The sequence below is a fragment of the Olsenella sp. An290 genome (assembly GCF_002159535.1).
GTDB lineage: Bacteria > Actinomycetota > Coriobacteriia > Coriobacteriales > Atopobiaceae > Thermophilibacter.
Genome location: NZ_NFIU01000006.1, coordinates 24,185 through 49,790, shown reverse-complemented (window position 1 = coordinate 49,790; position 25,606 = coordinate 24,185). Strand labels below are relative to the sequence as shown.

The following is a 25,606-nucleotide window of genomic DNA, read 5'->3' as shown; positions in this document are numbered from 1 at the left end:
CTCGCCCTGCACGCAGAAAATCTACTATGTGCAGACTTAGATTTGCGTATAAGTTGCCCCAGGGAGGGAACAATAGAACCTGAACAGCTGACATCCCAGAAAGGGGCATCCACATGAGACTCGATAAGTGGGCCGTCACGGCCCAGGAGGCCCTCCAGGCCTCCATCGGCATTGCCACGGACGCGAGCGCCGGGCAGCTTATGCCTGTCCACCTCCTCAAGGCCCTCCTCAGCTCGGGGGAGTCCAACCTGCGCGCCATCATCGAGCGCGTGGGCGCCGACCCCGCTTCCATCGAGGCGCAGGCCGACCAGGCCATCGCGCTCCAGCCGCGCGTCACCGGCGACGCCAGCCAGATGGGCATGAGCGACGCCATGGTCCGCGTGACCAACGCGGCCGAGAAGCTCGCCTCCAAGATGGGGGACTCCTACGTCACCACCGAGCACCTGCTCTGCGCGCTCGCCGACGCCAAGGACGAGGCCGGCTCCATCCTCAAGGCCGCCGGCGTCACCTCCAAGCGTGTCGAGGAGGCCTACAGCGACCTGCGCGGCGACGAGCGCGTGACGAGCCAGGACTCCAAGCCGGAGTTCGAGGCCCTCACCAAGTACGGCCGCAACGTCACGGACCTTGCGCGCCAGGGCAAGCTCGACCCGATCATCGGCCGCGTGGAGGAGATCCGCCGCACCATCCAGGTGCTCAGCCGCCGCACCAAGAACAACCCCGTGCTCATCGGCGAGCCGGGCGTGGGCAAGACCGCCATCGTGGAGGGCCTCGCGCAGCGCATCGTCAACGGTGACGTGCCGTCCACCCTGCGTGACAAGGAGCTCGTCGAGCTCGACATGTCCGCGCTCGTGGCGGGCGCCAAGTACCGCGGCGAGTTCGAGGACCGCCTGAAGTCCGTGCTCAAGGAGGTCGAGAAGTCCGACGGCCGGATCATCCTCTTCATCGACGAGCTCCACACCATCGTGGGCGCGGGCGCCACGGAGGGCTCCATGGACGCGGGCAACATCCTGAAGCCGGCCCTCGCGCGCGGCACGCTCCACGCCATCGGCGCCACCACGCTGGACGAGTACCGCAAGTACATCGAGAAGGACGCGGCCCTCGCGCGGCGCTTCCAGACCGTCATGGTCTCCGAGCCCACCGTGGAGGACACGATCTCCATCCTGCGCGGCCTCAAGGAGCGCTACGAGCAGCACCACCGCGTCCGCATCACGGACTCTGCGCTCGTCTCCGCCGCCGACCTCTCCAACCGCTACATCTCCGACCGCTTTTTGCCGGACAAGGCCATCGACCTCGTGGACGAGGCGGCGAGCCGCCTGCGCATGGAGCTCGACTCCATGCCCGCGGACATCGACGCGGTGGACCGCCAGCTCACGCAGATGCAGATCGAGGAGCAGGCCCTCATGAAGGAGGAGGACGCCGCCTCCCGCGAGCGCCTCGAGACGCTTCGCGGCGAGATTGCCACCACGCGCGAGAAGCTCGACGGCATGAAGGCCAAGTGGGAGAACGAGAAGGGCGCCATCGACCGCGTGCAGGACCTCAAGTCCAAGATCGAGGACGCGCGCGTGGAGATGGAGCGCGTGACCCGCGAGGGCAACCTCGCCCGCGCCTCCGAGCTGCGCTACTCCACGATCCCCAGCCTCCAGCACGAGTACGAGGAGGCCGAGGCCGCGCTCACCGCGCGCCAGGAGGAGGGTGGGCTCCTCAAGGAGGAGGTCACCTCCGAGGAGATCGCCGAGGTCGTCTCCGCGTGGACGGGCGTGCCCGTGTCCAAGATGATGCAGGGCGAGATGGACAAGCTCAAGAACCTGGAGGCGGAGCTGCACAAGCACGTCGTCGGCCAGGACGAGGCCGTCTCGGCCGTGGCCGCCGCCGTGCGCCGCAGCCGCGCGGGCCTCTCGGACCCCAACCGCCCGATCGGCAGCTTCTTCTTCCTCGGCCCCACCGGCGTGGGCAAGACCGAGCTCGCCAAGGCGCTCGCCGAGAACCTCTTCGACGACGAGCGGGCGCTCGTGCGCATCGACATGTCCGAGTACATGGAGAAGTTCAGCGTCCAGCGCCTCATCGGCGCGCCTCCGGGATACGTGGGCTACGACGAGGGCGGCCAGCTCACCGAGGCCGTGCGCCGTCGCCCGTACTCCGTGATTCTGCTCGACGAGATGGAGAAGGCGCACCCCGACGTCTTCAACATCCTGCTGCAGGTCCTGGACGACGGCCGCCTCACCGACGGCCAGGGGCGCGTGGTGAGCTTCAAGAACACGATCATCATCATGACGTCCAACGTCGGGTCCCAGTTCATCGCCGGCGCCAACGCCTCGAGCGACCCGGACGAGGTCCAGCGCGAGGTCAACGACGCCCTGCGCCAGACCTTCAAGCCGGAGTTTCTGAACCGCATCGACGACGTGGTGGTCTTCCACCCGCTCGGGCTCGAGGACATCGAGCGGATCGTGGATATCCAGCTGCGCGACGTCCGCGCCCGCCTCGAGCGCGACCGCATCCAGCTCGAGCTCACGCAGGCGGCCAAGCAGTCGCTCGCGCTCGACGGCCTCGACCCGGTCTACGGCGCGCGCCCGCTCAAGCGCCTCATCCAGCGCCAGGTCGTGGACTCGGTGGCCAACCTCATCATCGACGGCACGGTGGGGGAGGGCGACGTGGTCCGCGTCGACGTGGGCGCCGACGACCGCCTCTTCGCCGCGCGCGACGACGCGGCCTCCGCGCGCCGGCGCGCAGGGGAGGACGCCGCCCCCGCGGACGGCGCGCCCCTCGAGCCCGACTCCGTGGAGTAGCGGCTCCCTGTCCCTCGCATAGGCTTGCTGTGCAAAGGCCCCCTCGCGGGGCCTTTGCCATGTCCGGTGCCCACGCGCTAGGATAGGGAGCACATTCAACGTACGGTTGGAGGCGACATGGAAGCGTCGGACGAGAAGAACGTGCGGGACGAGACGGTGGCCCTGCCGCCCGAGCAGCTTCCGGACCGCGCGGAGCCCGCGGCGCCCGCCGCTCCGGCCGAGGCCGGCCCGAAGGACCCCGAGGCCACGGCCCTCTCCGACGTGGCGGCCACGGTCCTCTCCGACGCCGCCCCCACGCGCGTCGTCCCTGGCGACCTGCCCACCGTCGCTGCCCCCACGCCCGACGGCATCGACGCCCTGGGAAGCCCGTCCTACGCCCCCATCGACCCCATCGACCTCGACGTCCTCCAGGAGGGCGTCGCCGTTCCCTCCCCGGTTCAGAGCCTCTCCGACGCCCCGCGACGCCGCCTTCCGGGCTGGGCCGTCGCGCTCATCGCGGTGGCGGCGCTCGCCCTCGCGGGGGCGCTCGCGTTCGTCACCTACCAGCAGGAGCTCTGGGGCGGGAAGACCGTGCCCGCCGTCGTGGGCCTGAGCCAGGACGAGGCCGCCGACGACCTCACGTACCTGGGCTTTGCCGTGACGGTTGAGCCCACGGCCGCCGACGACGGCTTTGGCACCGTCCTCTCCTGCACGCCCGACGTGGGCGAGCGCGTGGACCCGGCCCGCGGCATCACCCTGCGCGTCGCCACGCAGCGCTCGATTCCCCAGGTGCTGGGCCTCGACGCGGCGGCGGCCCAGCAGGCGCTCGTCGATGCCGGCGCAACGAGCGTCTCGCTCACGTACCGCAACTCCGACCAGCCCGCGGGCTCGGTCATCGCCGTCGACCCGGCCGAGGGCGCCCCCTTCGTCTCCACGCAGCCCGTGACGCTCACCGTCGCGCAGGCCTACGCCGTGCCCGCCCTCGAGGGCATGGCCCTCGCGGACGCGACGGCGGCCCTCGAGGACGCGGGCCTCGCCGCGTCCGTCACCTACGTGAGCTCCAGGGAGACGCGCAACACCGTCGTGGAGACGAGCCCCGAGGCCGGCACCGAGGTCGCGCCCGGCGACACCGTCGAGCTGAGCGTGGCCATGCCGTTCCCGGACCAGCCCTACGACCTGCTCGCGTACTTCTCGTGCGACGCGGTGGCCCTGCCCACCTACCTCTCTGAGGAGAAGTTCTCCCTCACCTACGGCGAGGTCTACGCCTCCGGCGGCCACGCCCACGCCGCCTACACCGGCCCCGAGGGCGACGTGCTCCAGATTTCAGACAGCCCCGAGTCCGCCCACTACGCGGGCGGCTCCCAGACCGACGTGCTCGCCACGGGCGCCGCCGTGGGAGGCGTGCGCTACGCCTTCTCGGGCGCGACGGTGCCCAAGGGGGGCACGGAGGAGACCGAGGCCGCCGTCCGCGCGGTCATGTCCGCCTGCGGGCTCGAGGGGCTCTCCGACACCTGCACCCAGAGCGACATCGTCCTGCCGGAGGGGACGCCCACCAACGGCGGGCAGCACTTCATCTGCGCGACCGGCCAGCAGGGCGAGTTCACCTGGGCGGTCATCATCGGGGGGCCCGAGGGCGTCACGCGCGTCGTGGCGCTGGCCGCGCCCTCGTCGCTCTTCGAGGGCGTTGACCTCTCCGCCCATGGCGGGAGCATCTGCGACTACATTGCCTACATCGATCAGTACACGGGGTGATGGGCATGGGCCCGAACACGCACGCGGCCGCCGGACCGGCCGAGAGGGACGCGGGGGACGAGGAGTTCATCCGCGCGGAGAACGAGGACGACGACGGCTACGACCCCTACTCGGACCGTCGCCCGCAGGAGGAGCCGCTCTTTGAGCGCGACCCCTGGGGCTAGCCCGTGGCGCCCCAGTTGGTCTGCATGTAGTTCCAGACCACCGCGACCACGATCGCGAGGACGGCGAGCACCGCGAGCAGGGCGAGCGCGGTCCTGAGACGGGTCCTGCGCTCGCGCGACACGAAGATGTCGCGGCGGCCCTTGGGGATCTCGAGGTACTGGCCGTAGTGGAGGTCGCGCCGCAGCTGCTTGCCCTGGGCGCGGGAGCGGCGGTAGCCCATGCCGGAGAACGCCCCGCCGCGGGTGGTGAAGGCGGAGTCATGGGCCACGACCTCGGGCTCGCCCTCCTCGAGCGCAAAGTCGTCGATGGGGTCGACGCTGCGCCGGGCCGGGCGCTGCCGCACGTAGGGGGCCGGCGCCGGGCGCCCGGGAGCGCCCTCGGGCGCGGCCTCGCCCTCGCCCTCGAGGGAGGGCAGGTTCTCAAGGTCCTCGGCGGTGGGGCGCGCCGTCTCGTTCTCGTTGGCCATGTGTGCCTCCGTGGCAGTCATGAGCAGCAGTGCACTCATGATAAAGCAGCGGCGCGCCCGCCGGCGCGGCTTCGGGAAGACTATACAAACCGTAAGGAAGGGGAGGGCGGCGGCTCTCCAGGTTCTTCTCGCGCGGTTATATCTAAGTCATGGGCACTTAGATATGGTGAGTATGTGACGCTAAGAAAAACAGGCCGTCTGGGTATAAAAGCCGCCCCAGCGGGAACAACTAACAACGAGCGACAGGTGCCAGACGGGCACCGCAAGCAGAAGGAGTGATCGATATGGCAAGCATGGTTCCGTATGACCGTTACGCGAGGGCTCTGCGCAACTGGCCGTTCGACGCGCTCGACAGCTTCTTGGACGCGCCGTTTGCGCCGCTGTCCACCTCGTCCGCGAGCTTCAAGATGAACGTCGAGGACGCGGGCGACAAGTACGTGGTCACCGCCGAGCTCCCGGGCGTCAAGCGCGAGGAGATCGACGTCGAGCTCAACGAGGGTCGCCTCTCCATCTCCGTCGAGCGCAAGGAGGCCGACGAGGAGAAGGGCAAGAACTACCTCTACAAGGAGACCGGCGAGTGGAGCGCCACCCGCGGCGTCTACCTCAAGGACGCGGCCGTGGCCGGCCTCAGCGCCAAGCTCGACGGCGGCGTGCTCACGGTGAACGTCCCCAAGCAGCAGGAGAAGAGCAACGTCACCAAGGTCTCCATCGACTAGCTCCGAGCCTTGCCTCCTTCCAGACCTTCCTCCTCCCCAGGAAGCGTCTTTCGGGCCGGCGCCCTTGGGCGCCGGCCCCTTTTTGCGTGCCGCCCGCGAGCGCCGCTGACGGGATCGCCGCGCGCCCGGGCCGCGCGAGGGGGTATGCTGCTCTTGCATGTGCAGAAAACGTGGCTCAAACGAGGGGAGAACCCATGAGGCATCTGTTCGTTTCCGCGCGCTCGGCGCGCGTGGCGCTCGTGATCGGCGCCGCGCTGTCGCTGACGCCGGCCGTCGCGCTCGCCGCCGAGGGCGGCCTGCCCGACATCGTGCCCACGCCGCAGAGCGTCGAGGCGGGCTCCGGCAGCGTGTCGCTTGCCGGGGGCGTGAACGTGGTGGCCGACGGCGCCGACGCCGACGCCGTCTCCGCGCTCGACGCCGTGCTCGCCGAGGCCGGCGTGAGCGTCAACGCCGCGGCCGATGCCGCCGATCCCACCATCTACCTGGGCGAGATCGACGACGCGACCCAGAGCGCGCAGGCCGCCGCGCTCTCCCTGGACGCCTCCGCGCTCGACGCCGAGGGCTACGTCCTGGGCGTGAGCTCGGAGAAGGGCGCCATCGTCCTCAACGGCGCCGACGGCGACGGCTCCTACTACGCCGTCCAGACGCTCGCGCAGCTCATCTCCGACGGCACTGTGCCCGACGTCTCCATCACCGACGAGCCCGAGATGGCCCACCGCGGCGTCATCGAGGGCTTCTATGCCGGCGACGGCGCCGGCTGGACCTGGGAGGACCGTCAGGACCAGCTCGCCTACTACGGCCAGAGCAAGCTCAACACCTACATCTACGCGCCCAAGGACGACCCCTACCACCGCGCCAACTGGCGCGACCCCTACCCGGCCGACCAGCTCGCCGAGATGGAGAAACTCGTCCGGATCGCCGAGGAGAACAAGGTCGACTTCGTCTTTGCCATCTCCCCGGGCAACACCATCGACCTCGAGAGCGAGAGCGACTTCCAGGCCCTGGTGGCCAAGTGCGAGACCATGTACGAGATGGGCGTGCGCCACTTTGCCATCTTCTTCGACGACATCTCCCTGCACGGGGATGACGACGGCATCAAGCAGGCCAAGCTCCTCAACCGCTTCCAGTCCGAGTTCCTGGACGCCAAGGGCGACTGCGGCCCGCTCGTGACCGTGCCGACCAAGTACGACTCGCTCGCCATGATCAACGGCGCCGGCGAGAACGGCTTCAACGCGTACTCCAACTACTTCGCCGAGACGCTCGACTCGCGCATCCAGGTCCTCTACACCGGCCCGGCCGTGGTGCCGGAGGGCATCCCCGCCGAGAACGTGGACCTCGTGAAGAAGCTCTACGGCGACCGCCTGGGCATCTGGTGGAACTACAACTGCAACGACTTCCTGCGCACCAAGCTCTGCCTGGGCCCCATGTACGGCCTTGACAACGCCCTGGGCGAGAAGACCGACTACTTCGTCACCAACCCCATGGGCTGGGCGGATCTCAACAAGGTCTCCGAGGCCACCGCGGCCGACTATGGCTGGAACACGGACGTCTACGACGCCGACGCCGCCTTCGACGCTGCGGTGCCCTACGTCTACGGTGACGGCGAGCTCGGCCAGGCCATGAGGGTCTTTGCCGACCACTCCACGCGCATGGTGGGCGGCTCCAACTCCTCCGGCCGCGCCGACGCGCCCGAGACCCGCGCCCTCATGGACACCGTCCTCAAGAAGGCCGCCGCTGTCGAGGACCTGGCCTCCGACGCCGACGTGGCCGCCCTGCGCGCCGCCTTCGACGCCATGGTCGACGCCGGGAACTACCTCGCCGAGCACGCCTCCGAGGTCGACCCCACCAACGCGGGCGGCGCCCACAGCCCCGTGGCCAACTTCCAGAAACTGGCCCAGGTCGGCGAGGCCGACAACCTGGCGCTTGACCTGCTGATCGCCAAGGTCGGCCAGGATGACGCCCAGGTCCAGGCCCTCACCTCCCAGCTCAACTCCCTGAGGAGCTCGCTCTCCTCCGGCAAGGTCCTCTCCGAGCAGTGCGGCGTCAAGTTCGTCGACGACGTCCTCGCGTACCAGATTGAGCCGACGGCGGCCTTCTCCGTCTCCTCGACCTTCGTGAGGCCCGGCCAGGAGATCAAGCTGACCAACGAGAGCTCGCTCTCCGCCTCCGAGCTCTCCTGGTCCTTCCCCGGCGCCGTCCCCGGCACGAGCACCGACGAGGAGCCCACGATCAGCTACGCCCACGAGGGCCGCTACACCATCACCCTCACGGCGAGCAACCGCTTTGGCGAGGACGTCGCCACGATGGAGCAGGTGGTCACCGTCTCCGAGGCCGCCCCGTCCGAGACCTCCAACATCGCGCTGAACAAGACCGCCACGGCCTCCAGCTCCACCGGCGCCTCCGAGAGCGCCGACAAGGCCGTCGACGGCCTCACGAGTACCAAGTGGTGCACCACCCAGTGGGAGCAGTGGCTCACCGTTGACCTGGGCGGCGTCTCCACCATCACGGGCTACAGCCTTGCCAACGCGGCCGTGGGCGGCGAGGGCGCCGGCCTCAACACCAACGCCTGGCACGTCGAGGTGAGCGATGACGGCAGCTCCTGGACCGAGGTCTCCCGCGTGACCGGCAGCACCGCCGACCAGCCCGTGGTCTCCCTGCCCGTGGTCCAGGGCCGCTACGTCCGCCTGACGGTCGACAAGCCCACGAGCGGCGCCGACTCCGCGGCCCGCATCTACGAGTTCGAGGTCTATGGCACGCAGGACCCGATCACCCTGCCCGACGCCTACGAGGCGCCCGACTGGTCCGAGCTCGCGGCGGCCGTGAGCGAGGCCGGTGCGCTTGCGGAGGACGACTACTCTGCCGACAGCTGGGCCGGCCTCTTCGAGGCCCTGACCGCGGCGCAGGAGCTCATTGCCGGCAACTACGCCACGCAGGACCAGGTCGACGCGGCCCTGGCCGCGCTCACGAAGGCCCAGGGCGCCCTCGCCCCCAGGCCCGTCTACACCGTCACCTTTGACGACTGCCTGCCCACGACCGAGAACCAGCAGGTCGAGGTCAAGGAGGGCGAGGCCGTCGCGCGCCCGGCCGACCCCGTCTGCGAGGGCTACACCTTCACGGGCTGGTTCTCCAACCCCGAGCGCACCGAGGCCTGGGACTTCGCCGCGCCCGTGACCGGCGACCTCACCCTCTGGGCCGGCTGGGACAAGGACGAGGCCGAGGAGCCTGGCGGCGACACGGAGCAGCCTGGCACGCCCGGGCAGCCCGGCGACGGCTCGACCGGCGGCACCACTGGCGGTACCACCGACGACGCGGCCGACGGCGCGACCGGCAGCAAGCCGGGCAGCACGGTCGGCGGCGGCACGGTCCCCTCGACCGGTGACCCCTCGGCTGCCGTTGGCCTGGTCGCGACCATGGGCGCCGCGCTCTCCGGCCTCGGCGCCGCCCTCAGCGCGCGTCGTCGCTCCTAGCGCGACCGACCATCCCCGCGTCACGAAGGGGCGCCCGCACGGGCGCCCCTTTTTTCGCCCCGCGGTTCTTCTCGCCCCGCGGCCCTCTTCCGCCCCCTTCCTTTTCCGGTTTCGTACACTCCCGGCGGTTACGTACACAAAAATCGGTTACGTACACGAAAGAGCGTCCTTCTCGAGAGGGCATTTTGCGTTTCCGCAGGTAGAAGGTTCGTGACGGAGTGTACGTACCCGAGCCAAGTGTACGTAACCGGAAAGCGTGTACGTAACCGCCGGGAGTGTACGTAACCGGGCAGCCTTCTGCCGGATGGCGTCTCGTCTGGCGGCCTCCCGCCGGGCGGCCCTTCGTCGGGGAGCTCTCCTTGACAAGCGCGTCCCCTCCCTCGGATTAACGCGCAAAATCTGTTTTCGTTTCATATATCCGCAGGAGGCTGTTTCGGAAAAGTCAGATTTTGCGCGTTAATCCGGGCCGGGCCGGGAATCGCGGACGCGAGCCCTCCGCCCCCGCCGCTACCACACGGAAAGCGGCCAGTCCTGTGCGGCGCAGCAGATCGTGAGGCGGCCGTCGGGGGTGCGGGCCTCGGGCCGGCCGTCCTCGCCGGGCACGACCTCGGCCCCCACGGCCTCGGCGAGCGTGCGCACGCAGACGCTCGGGCGGTTGTTGTCCTGCGAGAGGTGCATGGCCACCACGGTCTCGGTGTCCGGCCCCACCAGGCGCGTGAGCGCCGACGCGGCCTGCGCGTTGGAGAGGTGACCGGTGGGCCCGCCCACGCGCGCCTTGAGGTAGGCCGGGTAGGCGCCCGTGGCCAGCATGCGCTCGTCGTGGTTGGACTCAAGCGCCAGGATGCGCACGCCCTCCAGCGCGCCCAGCGCCTCCGGGCCCAGCTCTCCTGTGTCCGTGCAGAACCCAAGCGCGTCGTCGTCTGTCGAGAAGCGCAGGCCAATGGGGTCGGCAACGTCGTGCGAGGTGGGGAAGGCCCGCACGCGCATGCCCGCGAGCTCGAGCTCCTCGGCATGCCCCATGACCGTGAACGGGAGCTCGGCGAGATAGCGCCGCGCGCCCACGGTCCCGGCGGTCGCGAGCAGCGCGCCCTCGAAGTGGTTGCAGAACACCGTGAGCCCGCCCACGTGGTCGGAGTGCTCGTGGGTGAGCAGGACGGCGCGCACCCGGCCAAGGTCCACGCCGAGCTCGTCCGCACGGCCGAGAAGGGCGCGCCGCGAGATGCCGCAGTCAACCAGGACCGAGCCCTCGGGGCCCTCCACCACGGCGGCGTTTCCCCTGGATCCGCTGGCCAGTACGTGCAGGTGAATCTCAGGCGTCATGCGTGTCCCCTCGCTGTCGTACACTTTCTGCCGGGCACCGCCGCCGACCGCGTCAGCCGCGCCGGCCGTGCCGGGCACCGCCGCCGGACGCGCCGGCCGTGCCGCGCTACTAGGGTAGCCGCAAGGGAGCCGATTCGCGAGGGGGCACCGCATGCCAAGCGTTTCTCGTCGATATGCCACGGGCCGGAGCCGCTTCGAGCGGCCGAGCGGGCGGGCGGACGTGGAGCTGGCCGGCCCCGTGGTCCTCATGGTCTCGGGCGGCGCGGACTCCACGGCGCTGCTCGTGCTCGCGGCCACGTCCTCGCTCGACATCGACGACGGTCGCGGACGGGCGCGCATCGCCCGCGAGCGCCTGCACGTGCTGCACGTGAACCATGGCCTGCGCGGCCTGGACGCCGAGGAGGACGAGGAGTTCGTGCGCGACCTCGCGGCGCGCTTCGGCGTCCCCTGCACCATCCGCCGCGCCGACGTGGCCGCGCTCGCCGCGGACGCGGGCGACAACGTGGAGAACGCCGGCCGCGAGCTGCGCTACGCCGAGGCCAACCGCCTCGCCAACGAGCTCTGCGCCGCCCTCGGGGCCCCGCGCGCGTCGGCGCGGATCGTCACGGCGCATACGGCCGACGACCGCGCGGAGACCTTCTTCATGAACGCGATCCGCGGCACGGGCGCCTCGGGCCTCTCCTCGATCCCGCGCCGCCGCAACCGCATCGTCCGGCCGCTTTTGGACCGCACGCACGAGGAGCTCTGCGACCTGCTGCGGATGCGCGGCATCGTCTGGCGCGAGGACGCCACCAACGAGGACACCCGCTACCTGCGTGCCTTCGTGCGCCACGAGGTCATGCCCGTGGTGCGGGCGAGGAACCCCCGCGTGGTGGCGAGCCTTGCCACCACCTGCGACATCCTCTCCGACGAGGACGCCTACCTCACGGCCCTCTCCGCGCGCACCCTGCGCGAGCTCTGCCGCCACGAGGCCCCGGGCGCCCTGGTCCTCGACGCCGCGCGGCTCGCCGCGACCGAGGTAGCCCTGGCGCGCCGCGTGGTGCGCCAGGCGCTCCTTGCGGTCTGCCCGGAGGCCCGGCTCGAGGCGCGCCACGTGGCCGCGGTCCTGGGGGCCGTGGCGGCGGGGGAGGGCGCGGTGACGGTCCCCTTGGGCGTCTCCGCGCGCGTGGAGCACGGCCTGCTCACCCTCCTCGCCCGCGCGGCGGGCCCGGAGCCCGTCTCCGCCTGGCTCGAGGTGCCCGGGCGGCTGGGGCTCCCCGGGGGCCGCACGCTCACGGCGCGGGTGCTGCCCGTGCCGCACGGGACGGACCCGGTTGCCCGGGCCCGCGCCCACGGGCTCGAGTGGGCGGGGGAGTCGGTCCTTCTCGACGCGGAGGCCGCGGGCGTCGACCCGGCGCGCGGGGGCCGTCTCTGGGTGGACGCGCCCCGCCCGGGCGAGGTGCTCTGCCCCCTGGGGATGCACGGGCAGTCCAAGAAGCTCTCCGACCTGATCGGCGAGTCCGGCCTGCCCGTGGCCGCCCGGCCGCTCGTGCCCGTGGTGCACGCCTCGCCGACGGGTCCCATCGTGTGGGTCGCGGGGGTGCGCGCGGACGAGCGCGCGCGGTGCGCTCCGCAGACGCGTTGGCTGCTAGAATTGGCCTTGCACCGAGGCGAGTGACGGGCGGGCGAGGACCCGCCGGAAGAGAGGAGAGCCATGGAGGCGCTGCACCCCGACGTTCAGGACGTCCTGCTCAGCGAGGAGGACATTCGCGGCATCGTTTCCCGCATGGGACAGGAGATCTCCCGCGACTATGCCGACAAGAACCCGCTCGTCGTGGCCGTGCTGCGGGGCGCCGTGGTCTTCATGGCCGACCTCATGCGCGCCATCGAGTGCCCGATGGCCATCGACTTCATGGCAGTCTCGAGCTACGGCGAGGGCTACAAGAGCTCCGGGGTGGTGCGGATCGTGAAGGACCTCGACACCAAGATCGAGGGTCGCGACGTGCTCATCGTCGAGGACATCCTCGACTCGGGCCTCACGCTGTCCTACCTCATGCGCATGCTCGAGAACCGCGGGCCCGCCTCCGTCGAGGTGGCGGCCTTCCTCGTGAAGGACGTCCCCGGCAACACCCCCGCCGTCACCCCGCGCTACGTGGGCGCCCACGTGCCCGACGAGTTCATCGTGGGCTACGGCCTCGACTTTGCGGAGCGCTACCGCAACCTGCCCTACATCGGCGTCCTCAAGCCCGAGGTCTACAAGAAGTAGCGCCGCGGGCGCCGCGCCCCTCTGGGCGACACATGCGAGAAGAACCACACGTTAGGAGAAGCTGCGTGTCAGAGAACAGCCAGGCCGGGCGTCCCGACCCCCGTCGCCAGCGCCCGATCGCGGTGGCCCTTGCCGTTGTCCTTGTGGTGGCCCTGTGCCTGGCCTTCACCATGGGCTCCGGGCTCCTGGGCCAGCGCCGACCGGACACGCTCGCCACCAACGAGTTTGTCACCGCCCTCAAGAACGGCCGCGTCCACGACGCGACCTACAAGACGGCCGACGGCACGGTCACGGGCACCTACTGGCACGAGGACGCCAACTCCTCCGACGACTCCCAGCTCGTGCCCTTCACGAGCGTCTACGTGGGGTCGGACTCGCTCGCCGAGCTCATGGCGCAGCACCCCGACGTCACCTACAAGATCGACACCACCGACTCGGGCGTGCTCGAGACGGTGCTCCTCTCCGTCGTCCCCACGCTGCTTCTGGTGGGCGTCTTCGTCTTCTACATGAACCGCATGTCGAGTCAGAGCGACAAGACCATGTCATTTGCGCGGACCCGTGCCAAGACCGCCGAGAGCGAGCGCCCCAAGGTGAAGTTCTCCGACGTCGCGGGCATCGAGGAGGCGGTCGAGGAGATCCAGGAGGTCAAGGACTTCCTCTCCGACCCCGAGCGCTACCACAAGATGGGCGCCCGCATCCCCCGCGGCGTGCTCCTGGTGGGGCCTCCGGGCACCGGCAAGACGCTGCTCGCCAAGGCCGTGGCCGGCGAGGCGGGCGTGCCGTTCTTCTCGATCTCCGGCTCTGACTTCGTTGAGATGTTCGTGGGCGTGGGCGCCTCGCGCGTGCGCGACCTCTTCAAGCAGGCCAAGGAGGCCGCCCCCTGCATCGTCTTCATCGACGAGATCGACGCGGTGGGCCGCCAGCGCGGCGCGGGCCTCGGCGGCGGGCACGACGAGCGCGAGCAGACCCTGAACCAGCTGCTCGTGGAGATGGACGGCTTCGAGGACAACTCCTCGGTCATCCTCATCGCCGCGACCAACCGCCCCGACATCCTGGACCCGGCGCTCCTGCGCCCCGGCCGCTTTGACCGACGCGTGACGGTCGACCGCCCCGACGTGCGCGGCCGCGAGCAGATCCTGCGCGTCCACGCCGAGGGCAAGCCCTTCGACGATGGCGTGGACTTCGAGCGGCTCGCCAAGGTGACGCCGGGCTTTACGGGCGCCGACCTCGCCAACCTCATGAACGAGGCCGCGCTGCTCGCCGCGCGCCGTCAGAAGGCGCTGATCGGCCAGGAGGAGGTCGAGGAGGCCATGGAGCGCGTCATGGCCGGCCCCGAGCGCAAGAGCCGCGTCATCACCGAGCGCGAGCGCCGCGTCATCGCCTATCACGAGTCCGGCCACGCCCTCGTGGGCCACGTGCTCGAGAACTCCGACCCCATCCACAAGATCAGCATCGTGAGCCGCGGCCAGGCGCTCGGCTACACGATGCAGGTCCCCGAGGAGGACCACTTCCTCGAGACCCGCGACGGCATGCTCGACCAGATCGCGGTGCTGCTTGCGGGCCGCACCGCCGAGGAGCTCTTCTGCGACGACGTCACCACCGGCGCCTCCAACGACCTCGAGCGGGCCACCAAGCTCGCGCGCACCATGGTCACGCGCTACGGCATGAGCGAGAAGCTCGGCGCCCAGGTCTTTGGCGAGGCGCAGCACGAGGTCTTCCTGGGCCGCGACTACGCCGACCACCAGGACTACTCCGCCGAGACCGCCAAGCGGATCGACGACGAGGTCGAGCGCATCATGCGCGAGGGGCACGAGCGCGCCCGTACGGTGCTCGACGCCCGGCGCGACCAGATGGACACGATGGCGCGCGTGCTCCTGGAGCAGGAGACCGTCGAGGGCGACGACGTCGACGCCCTTCTCAACAACCGCTGGCCGGCATGACAGAAGTGACATGGTGCCCTGTCATGATTTTGCTGTGATGCGTCTGCCAGCGTGAATGCGCCTCAGGGGGCAAAAGTGACACATCCCCCTGTCACTTTTGCCCTCCCTTTGTGCGAAGGTGCAGCTATAGATAGCTAATATGCGGTCTCTGCAAAATGCCATAGTCAGAAAACTGACAGGTAAATGGTATTACAGAGACGTTGCCCCTTTCTGCCCGATGATAAGATTTGCACCCTATTTCAGGTGCGGTCCCACAGGCTGGGAGGGGGTGCGGGCCATGACGAGTCATCGCAGCTTCGAGGTCACGGCCCGAATCTCTCTCAACCTGACGGAGCTCAGGCTGCTGAGGTGCCTGGCCGCCCGGGCCGGGGCGCCGGGCGTCGCCGTGCGCGCCTCCACGAGCGAGCTTCGCCGCGAGCTCGGGCTCAGCCCGTCGACGATCTACCGCTCCTGCCTCTCGCTCCAGGACAAGCTGCTTATCCGGATCTCCCACCACGAGCGCGAGGACCGCAGCCGCGACGCCAACAACTACCTGGTGACGAGCCTGGGCGACGGCGTCCTTGGCCAGGACGGCTTCCTCTATCCCGTGCGCGGCGCGCGCGACGTGCCCCGCCGCCGGTAGCGCCCGGTCCTTCTCGCCCAGCGCTTCCTTCTGGTTTCCAACCCCCGACGCCCCCTTCCATCCCGGGTACAATGGGGCAAAACGAGCCCGGGCCTGAGAGGAGCCGCGATGTCCATCAACCAGAAGAGCTACGCCTACGGCGCGCAGAAGTCGGCCATTCGCGAGATTTCCGCCTACGCGCAGGAGCGCAAGGCCCAGATCGGCGCCGAGAACGTCTTTGACTTCTCCCTGGGCAACCCCTCCATCCCCGCGCCTGACGCCGTGCGCTTTTCCATCGAGAAGAACCTCTCCCTGCCGGCGACCCTGCTGCACGGCTACACGCCGGCCCCGGGCCTGCCGGCCGCGCGCGAGGCCGTGGCGGCGAGCCTGTGCCGCCGCTTTGGCGACGGCACGGCGACGGCGGCCGACCTCTACCTCACCTGCGGCGCGGCGGCGTCGCTGTCCATCACGCTCGGCGCCCTCGTGAACCCGGGCGACGAGGTCATCGTGATCGCGCCCTACTTCCCCGAGTACCGCGTCTGGATCGAGACCGCCGGCGCCACCTGCGTCGAGGTCATGGCCGATGCGACCACGTTCCAGATCGACGTCCCCGCCGTGGCCGCGGCGCTCACGGAGCGCACCAAGGCGGTCATCGTGAACTCGCCCAACAACCCCGTCGGCTCGGTCTACGCGCGCGAGAACCTGGCCGCGCTCGCGGATGCCCTGCGCTCGGCCGAGGAGCGGCTCGGCACGCAGGTCTACGTCATCTCCGACGAGCCCTACCGAGAGATCGCCTACGGCGTCGAGGTGCCCTGGGTGCCCTCCGTCTACGAGCGCACGATCGTGTGCTACAGCTACTCCAAGTCCCTCTCGCTCCCCGGCGAGCGCATCGGCTGGGTGCTCGTCCCGCCGACCGTGCCCGAGCACGACGAGCTCGTGCTCGCGGTCGCGGGCGCGGGCCGCAAGCTCGGCTACGTCTGCGCGCCGGCGCTCTTCCAGCGCGTCCTCGCCGACTGCGTGGACGTTCCCTCCGACGTTGCCGCCTACGACGAGAACCGCCGCGCGCTCACGGAGGGGCTCTCCGCGCTCGGCTACGAGTTCATCGAGCCCGAGGGGGCGTTCTACCTCTGGGTCAAGGCGCTCGAGCCCGACGCCGGCGCGTTCTTCGAGCGCGCCCGTGCCCTCGAGCTCCTGCCCGTCCCCTCCGACTCCTTTGGCTGCCCGGGCTGGGTGCGCGTGGGCTACTGCGTCTCCCACGAGACCATCGTGAGCTCCCTGCCTGCGTGGGCAAAGCTCGCCGAGAGCTACCGGTAGGCGAGGGGTCGCCCGTCCGGGGCCGCCGTCCACTGCTCGAGGAGGTGCGATGCTGCAGAACCGCTGCGACATTCACACGCACACGCTCTACTCGCGCCACGCGTACTCCACGCTGCGCGAGAACGTCCTTGCGGCCCGCGATGCCGGGCTCGAGCTTCTGGGCGTGACCGACCACTTCTCCGACATGCTCTTCCCCGGGACCGACCTCACCCATGCCGACCTGCGGGACTACCAGCACTTTGTCAACATGGGCATCTGGCCGCGAACCTGGGAGGGGGTCCGGCTGCTGCACGGCATGGAGGCGGACATCCGCACCCTCGAGGGCGGCCTCTTTGGGCAGGCCGTCACCGTCACGCACGACATCACCGGCCGCCCCGCCCGCCGCGAGCGCTCGCTCTACGACCGCATGCTCCACAACTGCGACTACGTGATCGCGAGCGTCCACTACAAGAACTTCGCGGACGGTGCCTCGCTCGCGCAGACAACCGAGATGTACCTCGGCGCGCTCGCGCAGCCCAAGGTGCTCGTGCTCGGGCACACCGGCCGCGCGGGCGTCCCGTTTGACGTGCGCGCGGTCGTGGGGGAGGCGGCGCGCACGGGCCGGCTGATAGAGATCAACGAGCACAGCCTCGAGAGCCGCGGCCCCGAGGGCCGCACGTGGGGGAGCTGCCGGGCGATCGCGGAGGCCTGCGCCGAGCTGGGCTGCGGGGTCGTGGTCAACACCGACGCGCACGTCTGCACGGCGGTGGGCCGCACGCCGACGGCGCTCGCCATGCTCGAGGAGATCCACTTCCCGCAGGAGCTCATCGCCACGCGCTCGGCCGCCGCGCTTCTCGCCGCGATGGCCAAGGCCGGCCTCGACGTGCCGGGGGAGTAGCGGCCGCGGCCCGTTCCGCTCGGGCCCCTAAAGTGTCACAATGCTGATAGCAATTACCGCCCGCCGCGGCCGCCCTGCCGAGAAGGACCGCGGCCCGCACGCACGAACGGAGTTCCCATGTCCGACACCCGCGAGCTGCGCCTCGTCTCCTGGAACGTCAACGGCCTGCGCGCCGTCATGAAGAAGGACCCGAGCTTCACCGACATCGTGGCGTCCACGGACGCCGACGTCTTTGCCGTCCAGGAGACCAAGCTCCAGGAGGGCCAGATCAGCCTGGACCTGCCCGGCTACCACCAGACCTGGAGCTATGCCGAGCGCAAGGGCTACTCCGGCACGGCCGTCTTCTCCCGCGAGGAGCCGCTGCAGGTGATTAACCACATCGGCGCCCCCGAGGCGGACGACGAGGGCCGCGTCTGCGCGCTCGAGTTCCCGGGCTACTGGTTCGTGGACGTCTACACGCCTAACGCCCAGAACGAGCTGGCGCGCATCGACACGCGCCTCGCCTGGGACAGCGCCTACCGCGAGTTCCTCTGCGGGCTTGCCGCCGAGAAGCCGGTGGTGACCTGCGGCGACTTCAACGTGGCCCACAACGAGATCGACCTCAAGAACCCCGGCCCCAACCGCGGCAACGCGGGCTTTTCCGACGAGGAGCGCGAGAGCTTCACGCGCCTGCTCGACGCCGGCTTCACCGACACCTTCCGCGCGCGCCACCCCGACCTCACGGGCGCCTACAGCTGGTGGAGCTACCGCTTCAACGCGCGCAAGAACAACGCGGGCTGGCGCATCGACTACTTCCTCGTGTCCAACGACATCGCGGACCGCGTGACCGGCGCGTCGATCCTCTCCGAGGTCTACGGCTCCGACCACTGCCCCGTGGAGCTTACGATCGAGCTCTAGCGGGGGCGACGGGCGGGCCGTGGGAGCGCCCGCTCCCGCGGCCCGCCCGCGGCCGCTACCCGAGCGTGATGTAGCCCGTGCCCTCGTCCGGGTCTTCCGGCCGGGGGCCGGCGTCTGCCGAGCCAAACAGGAACGTGCGCACCATGGGCAGGTCGCGCAGGTACTGAGCGTGCCCCGCCTCATAGGCGGCCGCGAGCCGGCGCGGGTTCACCGTGGCGTTCTCCACGGGCATCTCGTCGGGGTAGAGGATGAGCGCGCGCCCCTCCGCCGCGAGCTCCTCCACGTGCTCGAGCGCGGCGTTGTAGCGCTCCCAGCGCGTGAGCAGGGCGTTTCTGAGGTAGGGGTGGTTCTGCGCCAGGCGCTTGTAAATCTGGCGGTCGCGCGCGCCCGGCTCCTTCTTGCGGTAGCCGCGCGGGCGCGTGGCCACGAAGAGGATCTTCTCGAAGCCGTCCTCCTCGGCCATGCCCACCGGGATGCCGGCGCCCGTCCCGAGCCCGCCGTCCAGGAGCGCCCGGCCGTCGACCTCGATCGGGCGCATCATGCCCGGCAGCGTGGAGCTTGCGCGCACGAGGTCGATCATGCGCATCGGGTCGGTCATGTCCTCGCGAGAGAAGCGCACGGTCCGGCCGGTGTCGCGCTCGAAGGCCTGGATGCGCAGGCGCGCAGGGTTGGCCGAGAAGGCCTCCCAGTCAAAGACGAGGGTCCCGTCGCGCAGGGCCCCCTCGTAGAGCGCGTCGGCGTCAAAGTAGCCGCGGCCCCGCAGGAGCGAGCGCAGCCCCACGGCGCCCTTGGCGGGCCCGCCGGTCATGAACGCCTCGCGCACGCGCGCCTGGTCGCGCGAGAGGTAGTTGACGGAGTTGCTGGCGCCTGCGGAGAGCCCGCAGACGTAGTCAAAGTAGATTCCCTGCTCCAGCAGGACGTTCGCAAACGCACAGGTGTAAGCGGCGCGGTAGCCCCCGCCCTCAAAGACGAGCGCGCAGTCAAAGACGTTGCTCGAAAGCTCTCCCATCACAACCTCCCAAGAGCCGATGGCGCGCGCCGAAAAGGTCTTCGGCCGCGCGCCGTCCGATAGGAGGCGTTGTTCCCAAAATGACGTAACGGCATACCGTTCCCAACAAAACTCCACGTCTCATCTGGGCCTACAATGAGTCACAATGACGCCGGGCGGGACGGGCCCCGCCCCGAAGGAGGCAGCCATGGCACGCACGATCACCTCTCCCACGGACGCGGCGGCGGAGCTCTCGGAGCGCTTCTCCCGCGCGCGGCGAGCCGTCTTCTTTGGGGGCGCGGGCGTCTCCACCGCAAGCGGCATCCCCGACTTCCGAAGCGTCGACGGCCTCTACCACCAGCACTTCGCCTATCCGCCCGAGGAGATGCTCGGGCACGACTTCTTTGTCTCGCACACCGCCGAGTTCTACGAGTTCTACCGCGAGCGCATGATCTGCCTGACGGCCCGGCCCAACCGCGCGCACGAGAAGCTCGCCGAGCTCGAGCGCACGGGGCACCTTGCCGCCGTGGTGACGCAGAACATCGACGGGCTGCACCAGCGGGCGGGCTCCCGCACGGTCCACGAGCTGCACGGCTCGGTGCACCGCAACGTCTGCGAGCGCTGCGGGGCGGTCTACGACGCCGCGTGGGTGCTCGCGACCGAGGGCGTCCCGCACTGCGAGGCGTGCGGCGGCCTCGTGAAGCCCGACGTGGTGCTCTACGGGGAGCCCCTGAGCGAGAGGGTCCTTCTCGCCAGTGTGCGGGCGATCCAGGAGGCGGACCTGCTCGTCATCGGCGGGACGTCGCTCGTGGTGTACCCGGCGGCGGGGCTGGTCAACTACTTCGGCGGCGACGAGCTTGTGATCGTGAACCGGGAGCGCACGCCGGCGGACGAGGCCGCCGACCTCGTCTGCGCCTGCGACATCGCGGCGGCCTTCGACTTCTGAGCGCGGGGCCCGGAGCCCCCCGGCCGGGGCGCGGCCCCGCCGGCCGGTTGAGGCGGCGCGTGCGGGCTCGGGTACAATGGTCGGGACCAACAAGCCCCGAGAAAGGTATGGCCCATGCTACGAGAGAACTTCGGCACCTGGCACTGCGGATCGCACGAGATCTCCCTCGCGCGCCCGCGCATCATGGGCATCCTCAACGTCACCCCCGACTCCTTCTCCGACGGCGGCGCGAACCTCGACGCCAAGGCCGCCATCGCGCGTGGCCTTGCGATGCTCGACGAGGGCGCCGACATCATCGACGTGGGCGGCGAGTCCACGCGCCCGGGGCACACCCCCGTCTCCCCGCAGGCCGAGGCCGAGCGCGTGGTGCCCGTGGTGCGCGCGCTCGTGGAGGCGGGCGCCGTGGTCTCGGTGGACACGCGCCACGCCGAGGTCGCCCGCATGTGCGTGCGGCTGGGCGCGGCCATCGTGAACGACGTCGAGGGCTTCACGGACCCTGAGATGGTCCAGGTGGCGGCCGACACCGACTGCGGCTGCCTCGTCATGCACTGGAACCGCGCGGGCCTGGGCACCCGCGCCCCGCGCCGTCAGGTCATGCTCGACGAGTCGCGCCCCACGGGCAGCGCCCTGCCGCGCCCCGTCACCTCGCAGCGCCGCTTCACCCTGCCCGAGGAGGCGCCGATCATGCGCCAGGTGATGGGCTTTCTCGGCGACCAGGCCCGCACGCTCGTGCGCGCCGGCGTCTCCCACGACCGCATCTGCCTTGACCCGGGCGCGGGCTTTGACAAGCTCGCCGACGAGGACGTGGTCATCCAGCGCGCCACGCGCTCCATGGCCTCGATGGGCTACCCGCTCGCCGTGGCCGTCTCCCGCAAGCGCTTCGTGGGGGCGGTCTCCGGCGTGGCCGAGGCACCCGAGCGCGACTTTGCCACGGCCGGCATCTGCATCTCCTCGATCGAGAACGGCGCGCGCATCCTGCGCGTCCACAACGTCGCGGGCATCTCCCAGGCCGTGAACGCCTACTGGGCCGTCGCGCACAAGGACCCGCGCCAGGGCTTCGTCTCGCTTGGCTCTAACGTGGGCAACCGCGTGGCCAACCTCGCGCGCGCGGTCCAGCTCATCGACGACATCCCGCTCACCTGCGTGGTCAACGTGAGCCATGCCTACGAGACCGAGCCCGCCTACGGCATCGCCACGCCCGTGGCCAACGCCGTGGCCGAGATCAGGACCGAGCTTCACCCGCTCGTGCTCATGGGCAAGCTGCTCGAGGTCGAGAACGCCCTCGGCCGGATTCGCGAGAAGGACGACGCGCCGCGGCCCCAGGCCGTGGGAGCCGCCAAGAAGCCCGGCAACGGGCCGCGCACCATCGACTGCGACCTCATGTGGCTCGAGGGGGAGCGCCACGCGGGCGAGCGCCTCGCGCTGCCGCACCCCCGTCTCGGCGAGCGCGACTACGTCATCGTGCCCATGGAGGACCTCATGCACGACCCGGCGCGCTTCCTCGCGCACGGCGGCGTGGAGGTGCTCCCGCGCGACCAGCGCGTGGGCCTGGTCACCGCCGACCTCGGGGAGGTCTCGTGGGAGTAGGGACGTCGCTCACGCTGCGCCCGCAGGTCCCCATGGGCTTTGTGACGGGGGCGCCCTACGTGTGCGCGCTCGCGGTGGCCCGCGAGCTCGGCGCGCGCGTGGCCTGGCCGCACGCGGTGGTCTCCGCGGAGGGCGAGCCGCTCGTCGCCGTTGACGCGCGGGCCGGGTACGACGCCGAGGGCGTCTTCGTGCGCTGCGACCTCATGTGGGACGAGGGGCGCGGCCTTGACGCGGCCGCGCTCGAGCGCGCGGCCGAGGAGGGCGTCGGCGCGTGGGAGCGCGCGTACGCGGACGGGCGCGGCGCGGCGGGCCCTCTGGCCTCGGTGCTCGGCGACTACTTCGACGCGCTGCTCGGCATGGGGGAGCCGGTCGAGGTGCTGCGGGGCGGCCGTGTGGCCGCGCGCGGGACGCTTTCCGGCGTGGACGTCTGGGGCCGGGCGACCGTGCGCCCCGAGGCCGGTGGCCCCGACCTCGAGCTCGCCCCCGAGCAGGCCCGCCTGCGCCCCCTCTGACGGGCACGGCGCCCCTGCCGGCGGCCCCGGCCCCGGCGGCTACGCGCGCTCGTGGAGCCAGATCTCGCGGATGCCGCGGAGGGTGAGGTCGGGGTCGACGGCGTCAAAGAGGGTCGTGGCCCGCGCCACGGTGCGCGCGAGGCCGCCCGTCCCCACCACGGTGGCCCGCGGCTCGCCGAGCTCGGCCTGGATGCGCGCCACGAGCCCCTCGGCCTGCGCCGCCGCGCCGATCACAAGGCCGGACTGCAGCGCGGTCTCCGTGGTGTCGCCGAGCGCGTGAGCCGGCGCCTCGATGGGGATGCTCGCAAGCCGCGCCGCGCGCGAGAAGAGCGCGCCTGCGGAGAGCATGAGGCCGGGGGAGATGGCGCCGCCGCGATAGCGGCCCCGCTCGTCCACGACGTCGATGTTCGTCGCCGTGCCAAAGTCCACCACGATCACGGGCGCCCCGTAGGTCCGGCGCGCGGCGATCGCGTTTGCGATGCGGTCGGCGCCCACCTGGCGCGGGACGGGCATCGCGACCTCCATGCCATAGTCGTGCCCCGCGCTCACCACGAGGGGCTCCTCGCCCAGGTGCGTGGCAAGGCAGCGCCGCCACGCGCGCTCGAGGGCGGGGACGACCGAGGCCACGCCTGCCGCGGTCACGTCCGAGAGCGAGAGGCCGTCCTTCATGAAGTAGCCCCAGAGGCGCGAGTGGAGCATGTCGGAGGTGTCGCTCGCGTTGGTCGACATGCGCCAGCCTCGGACGAGCCCGCCCTCGTCGTCAAAGAGGCCGAGCGTGGACTGGGTGTTGCCGACGTCGATCGCGAGAAACATGGGGCACCTCCGGGTCGTTCTTCTCGCGAACATCTTACCTGCAATTCTCCACAGACGCACCACGCCCGTTCTGATATAGTCATACGGCTATTGTGTCTTGGTCGGTACCAAGACGTATCCCGCCCTGGTCGGAAACCAGGGCCGACCGTGAGGAGTCCTGCCATGAAGCAAGGTATCCACCCCGACTACGTGGAGTGCACCGTCCGCTGCACCTGCGGCAACACCTGGAAGACCCACTCCACCAGGAGCGAGATCGTGGTCGACCTCTGCGACAAGTGCCACCCGTTCTACACCGGCACCCAGAAGCTCGTTGACACCGGCGGCCGCGTCCAGCGCTTCGCCGACAAGTTTGGTGGCGCCGCTGCCGCCCAGCTCAAGAAGGCCCAGGAGGCCAAGGCCGCCAAGGCCGCCAAGGCTGCTGAGGAGGCCGCTGCCAAGAAGGCCGCCAAGGAGGCCAAGGCCGCCGAGAAGGCCAAGCGCGCCGCCGAGTATGCCAAGAAGGCCGAGGCTGAGGCCGCCAAGGCCGCTCCCGCCGAGGAGCCCGCTGCCGAGGTCGAGGCCACCGAGGCCGAGTAGCCCCGCCCATAGCACGACCTGCCGGCGCCCCCGCGGATCCCGTGGGGGCGCCTTTTTGCTGCCGCGCGCCGGTGCTCTGCCGCCGCGCTACCGCCGCGCGAGCGTGAAGCGGTCCGCGTACGTGAGCGTCTCGTCGTAGGGGATGAAGAGGAACGAGCCCGTGTGTGGGTAGGTGGTCGTGAGCTCCGCCTCCACCGTCGAGGGGTCGTCCGCCGAGCCAAAGGACAGCCGCAGCGAGCAGGTCCCGCCCACGTCCTCGGGGAGCGTCGCCTCAAAGACGAGCGTGCCGCTCTTCTCGTCCGCCTCCACGAGCCGCGCGGTGAAGGGAACGTCGGCGAGCGCCTGGTCCCCCTCGCACGAGGCGGCGTCCTCCGCGGGGTGCGCGTGGTAGTGCGCGACCCCGGAGACGGTGCCCGTCAGCGTCCCGCCGCCCTGCGGCGAGCTTGCGTCAACCTTTACGGTAAGCCCGGCCTCGCGCGCCGCGAGGCACTTGGTGCCCTCCGTCGACTGGCTTGCAAACGTTCCGGACCAGGTGCCCAGAAGGTCGTCGAGCCTGAGGTCAAACGCCCCGTCGGCCACCTCGACGCCCTCGACCTCCCACTGCCCGTTGGCCTGCCGGAACGCAAGGGAGACGGTGAGGCGGCACTCCCGCACGACGCGGCCGGTGCCCTGCCTGCAGGTGAGCTCGAGCGAGCTCGTCTGCGCGCGCTCGTCAAAGGTGACGGGCCCCACGCTCACCTGCCCGCCGGCGTAGAGCCCCGAGAGGGTGGGGCCGTCGGACTCCTGCCGGCCGAGCTCCTCGTCCGCGCGGGCAAGAAGCCCCGCCAGGCCCGCGACGACGCAATTGGGGTCGACCCCCGCCGTCGCGCGCCAGGAGACCTGCGTCGCAAGGCCGTCCGCGTCGAGCGTCCAGGCGCCGCCCTCAAGCGCGTAGGGCGCCGTGACGCTTGCGTCCGCGCAGACGCCCGTGCCCTCGTAGCTCACGAGCGCCCGTGCCGTCGCCCGGCCCGCCTCGGGGCTGCTGGCGACCTCGCGCACCTCGACGCCGCTCACGGCGAGGGGCCCGTCGCTGCCAAAGTCCCCGCCGGGGCAGGCGGGGGCGGGGAGGGCGGCCAGGTCGTCGCGCACCTGCTCGGTGGAGGGCAGTCCCGGCGCCCCCGCCAGGGCCGCCGCCGTGACAATGCCAACGATGGCCAGGGCCAGGAGCGCAAGCAGCGCGCCCCGGTGCCGCCCGGCCAGCTCCCCGAGAGCGCGGGCCCGCCCCCGCCGGTAGCGCCCGAGCGCGCCCATGATGTCGCGCAGCGCGGGCTCGGCCGCCCCCTCCGGGGCCGTCTCGACGGGCGCGCGCCGCTCGGTCGCCCCCGGCCCGGCGTCCTTCTCGCCTAGGGCGTCCGCAAGCGCCGCGGTCGGCGCCGCGTCGGCGCGCTCCGCGTCCGCAAGGCGCGCGGTCTCGCCCGCCTGGGTGCTCTCTGCGCCCGAGGCGTCGTCGGCCCGGGCGCTCTGCGTGCGCGCGGGGCTCTCGGCTGGCTCTGACATGCGTTTCTCCTTTGGTTGCCATCGGCTAAGTGTCTTATACCCCGCGCTCGGGGTATGATAAGAAGGCTCAAGACAACTGCGGGGAGGTCTCGTGTACCTGAGATTCGACATGCTCTAGCCGGTGGC

The 25,606-nt window shown here is 70.8% G+C and carries 21 protein-coding genes; 16 read left to right on the top strand and 5 right to left on the bottom strand.

The window, feature by feature from the left end; all coding sequences use genetic code 11:
• Positions 1 to 113: 113 nt before the first annotated feature.
• The 3 genes from clpB (at position 114) to B5F84_RS09570 (ending at position 4,678) form a co-directional block, all read left to right on the top strand.
• Positions 114 to 2,783, top strand: a complete 2,670-nt coding sequence (gene clpB, locus B5F84_RS05165) for an ATP-dependent chaperone ClpB (protein WP_087321557.1) — start codon at positions 114 to 116, stop codon at positions 2,781 to 2,783.
• A gap of 117 nt (positions 2,784 to 2,900) precedes the next feature.
• On the top strand, positions 2,901 to 4,514 hold the full coding sequence (locus tag B5F84_RS05160) for a PASTA domain-containing protein (RefSeq protein WP_087321555.1): 1,614 nt from the start codon (positions 2,901 to 2,903) through the stop codon (positions 4,512 to 4,514).
• 5 nt (positions 4,515 to 4,519) lie between these two features.
• Entirely contained in the window at positions 4,520 to 4,678 is a 159-nt protein-coding gene (locus B5F84_RS09570; protein WP_158094491.1) for a hypothetical protein, read from the top strand.
• Here B5F84_RS09570 and B5F84_RS05155 read toward each other — a convergent pair.
• On the bottom strand, positions 4,675 to 5,184 hold the full coding sequence (locus tag B5F84_RS05155; RefSeq protein WP_158094490.1) for a hypothetical protein: 510 nt from the start codon (positions 5,182 to 5,184) through the stop codon (positions 4,675 to 4,677). The genes B5F84_RS09570 and B5F84_RS05155 overlap by 4 nt on opposite strands.
• A 245-nt stretch (positions 5,185 to 5,429) precedes the next feature.
• Between B5F84_RS05155 and B5F84_RS05150 the strand changes: the two genes are divergently transcribed.
• Both B5F84_RS05150 and B5F84_RS05145 read left to right on the top strand, forming a co-directional pair.
• Entirely contained in the window at positions 5,430 to 5,861 is a 432-nt protein-coding gene (locus B5F84_RS05150) for an Hsp20 family protein (protein WP_087321551.1), read from the top strand.
• 194 nt (positions 5,862 to 6,055) lie between these two features.
• Positions 6,056 to 9,328, top strand: coding sequence for a beta-N-acetylglucosaminidase domain-containing protein (locus B5F84_RS05145; protein ID WP_087321550.1), 3,273 nt, complete (start codon positions 6,056 to 6,058; stop codon positions 9,326 to 9,328).
• 507 nt (positions 9,329 to 9,835) lie between these two features.
• On the opposite strand, the gene B5F84_RS05140 is transcribed toward B5F84_RS05145, so the two are convergent.
• Entirely contained in the window at positions 9,836 to 10,648 is an 813-nt protein-coding gene (locus B5F84_RS05140; protein ID WP_087321549.1) for an MBL fold metallo-hydrolase, read from the bottom strand.
• Between the two features lie 151 nt (positions 10,649 to 10,799).
• Between B5F84_RS05140 and tilS the strand changes: the two genes are divergently transcribed.
• The 7 genes from tilS to B5F84_RS05105 all read left to right on the top strand — a co-directional run bounded on the left by tilS (position 10,800) and on the right by B5F84_RS05105 (position 18,522).
• Positions 10,800 to 12,305, top strand: coding sequence for a tRNA lysidine(34) synthetase TilS (tilS, locus tag B5F84_RS05135; protein ID WP_204205508.1), 1,506 nt, complete (start codon positions 10,800 to 10,802; stop codon positions 12,303 to 12,305).
• 36 nt (positions 12,306 to 12,341) lie between these two features.
• Positions 12,342 to 12,893: a hypoxanthine phosphoribosyltransferase gene (hpt, locus tag B5F84_RS05130; RefSeq protein ID WP_087321547.1), complete on the top strand. Its 552-nt coding sequence runs from the start codon at positions 12,342 to 12,344 to the stop codon at positions 12,891 to 12,893.
• A 65-nt stretch (positions 12,894 to 12,958) separates the two neighbouring features.
• Positions 12,959 to 14,833 (top strand): ATP-dependent zinc metalloprotease FtsH, encoded by a 1,875-nt coding sequence (gene ftsH, locus B5F84_RS05125; RefSeq protein WP_275531502.1) that lies wholly within the window; start codon positions 12,959 to 12,961, stop codon positions 14,831 to 14,833.
• A 277-nt stretch (positions 14,834 to 15,110) separates the two neighbouring features.
• Positions 15,111 to 15,455 carry a helix-turn-helix domain-containing protein gene (locus B5F84_RS05120; protein ID WP_087321543.1) on the top strand — a complete coding sequence of 115 codons (345 nt, stop codon included), beginning with the start codon at positions 15,111 to 15,113 and terminating at the stop codon, positions 15,453 to 15,455.
• A gap of 108 nt (positions 15,456 to 15,563) precedes the next feature.
• Positions 15,564 to 16,748, top strand: a complete 1,185-nt coding sequence (locus B5F84_RS05115; RefSeq protein WP_087321540.1) for a pyridoxal phosphate-dependent aminotransferase — start codon at positions 15,564 to 15,566, stop codon at positions 16,746 to 16,748.
• 49 nt (positions 16,749 to 16,797) lie between these two features.
• Positions 16,798 to 17,625 carry a phosphatase gene (locus B5F84_RS05110; RefSeq protein WP_087321538.1) on the top strand — a complete coding sequence of 276 codons (828 nt, stop codon included), beginning with the start codon at positions 16,798 to 16,800 and terminating at the stop codon, positions 17,623 to 17,625.
• A 117-nt stretch (positions 17,626 to 17,742) separates the two neighbouring features.
• Entirely contained in the window at positions 17,743 to 18,522 is a 780-nt protein-coding gene (locus B5F84_RS05105) for an exodeoxyribonuclease III (RefSeq protein ID WP_087321536.1), read from the top strand.
• 55 nt (positions 18,523 to 18,577) lie between these two features.
• On the opposite strand, the gene B5F84_RS05100 is transcribed toward B5F84_RS05105, so the two are convergent.
• Positions 18,578 to 19,531 carry a patatin family protein gene (locus B5F84_RS05100; protein ID WP_087321535.1) on the bottom strand — a complete coding sequence of 318 codons (954 nt, stop codon included), beginning with the start codon at positions 19,529 to 19,531 and terminating at the stop codon, positions 18,578 to 18,580.
• A 187-nt stretch (positions 19,532 to 19,718) separates the two neighbouring features.
• Between B5F84_RS05100 and B5F84_RS05095 the strand changes: the two genes are divergently transcribed.
• The 3 genes from B5F84_RS05095 (at position 19,719) to B5F84_RS05085 (ending at position 22,555) form a co-directional block, all read left to right on the top strand.
• Complete coding sequence (locus B5F84_RS05095) at positions 19,719 to 20,456, top strand: NAD-dependent protein deacylase (RefSeq protein ID WP_087321533.1); 738 nt, start codon at positions 19,719 to 19,721, stop codon at positions 20,454 to 20,456.
• Between the two features lie 114 nt (positions 20,457 to 20,570).
• Positions 20,571 to 22,043 (top strand): dihydropteroate synthase, encoded by a 1,473-nt coding sequence (gene folP / locus B5F84_RS05090; protein WP_087321531.1) that lies wholly within the window; start codon positions 20,571 to 20,573, stop codon positions 22,041 to 22,043.
• Positions 22,034 to 22,555: a hypothetical protein gene (locus B5F84_RS05085; protein ID WP_087321529.1), complete on the top strand. Its 522-nt coding sequence runs from the start codon at positions 22,034 to 22,036 to the stop codon at positions 22,553 to 22,555. The genes folP and B5F84_RS05085 overlap by 10 nt, the downstream gene beginning before the upstream one ends.
• Positions 22,556 to 22,594: 39 nt before the next feature.
• Here the strand turns inward: B5F84_RS05085 and B5F84_RS05080 are convergent, their stop codons facing one another.
• Positions 22,595 to 23,368 carry a type III pantothenate kinase gene (locus B5F84_RS05080; protein ID WP_087321527.1) on the bottom strand — a complete coding sequence of 258 codons (774 nt, stop codon included), beginning with the start codon at positions 23,366 to 23,368 and terminating at the stop codon, positions 22,595 to 22,597.
• 162 nt (positions 23,369 to 23,530) lie between these two features.
• On the opposite strand from B5F84_RS05080, the gene rpmE reads away from it, so the two are divergent.
• Positions 23,531 to 23,944, top strand: a complete 414-nt coding sequence (gene rpmE / locus B5F84_RS05075; protein ID WP_087321525.1) for a 50S ribosomal protein L31 — start codon at positions 23,531 to 23,533, stop codon at positions 23,942 to 23,944.
• Positions 23,945 to 24,031: 87 nt separating this feature from the next.
• Here rpmE and B5F84_RS05070 read toward each other — a convergent pair whose 3' ends face one another.
• The gene (locus tag B5F84_RS05070; RefSeq protein WP_087321523.1) at positions 24,032 to 25,480 is read right to left on the bottom strand and encodes a hypothetical protein; all 1,449 of its coding nucleotides are present in this window, start codon (positions 25,478 to 25,480) and stop codon (positions 24,032 to 24,034) included.
• Positions 25,481 to 25,606 lie beyond the last annotated feature (126 nt).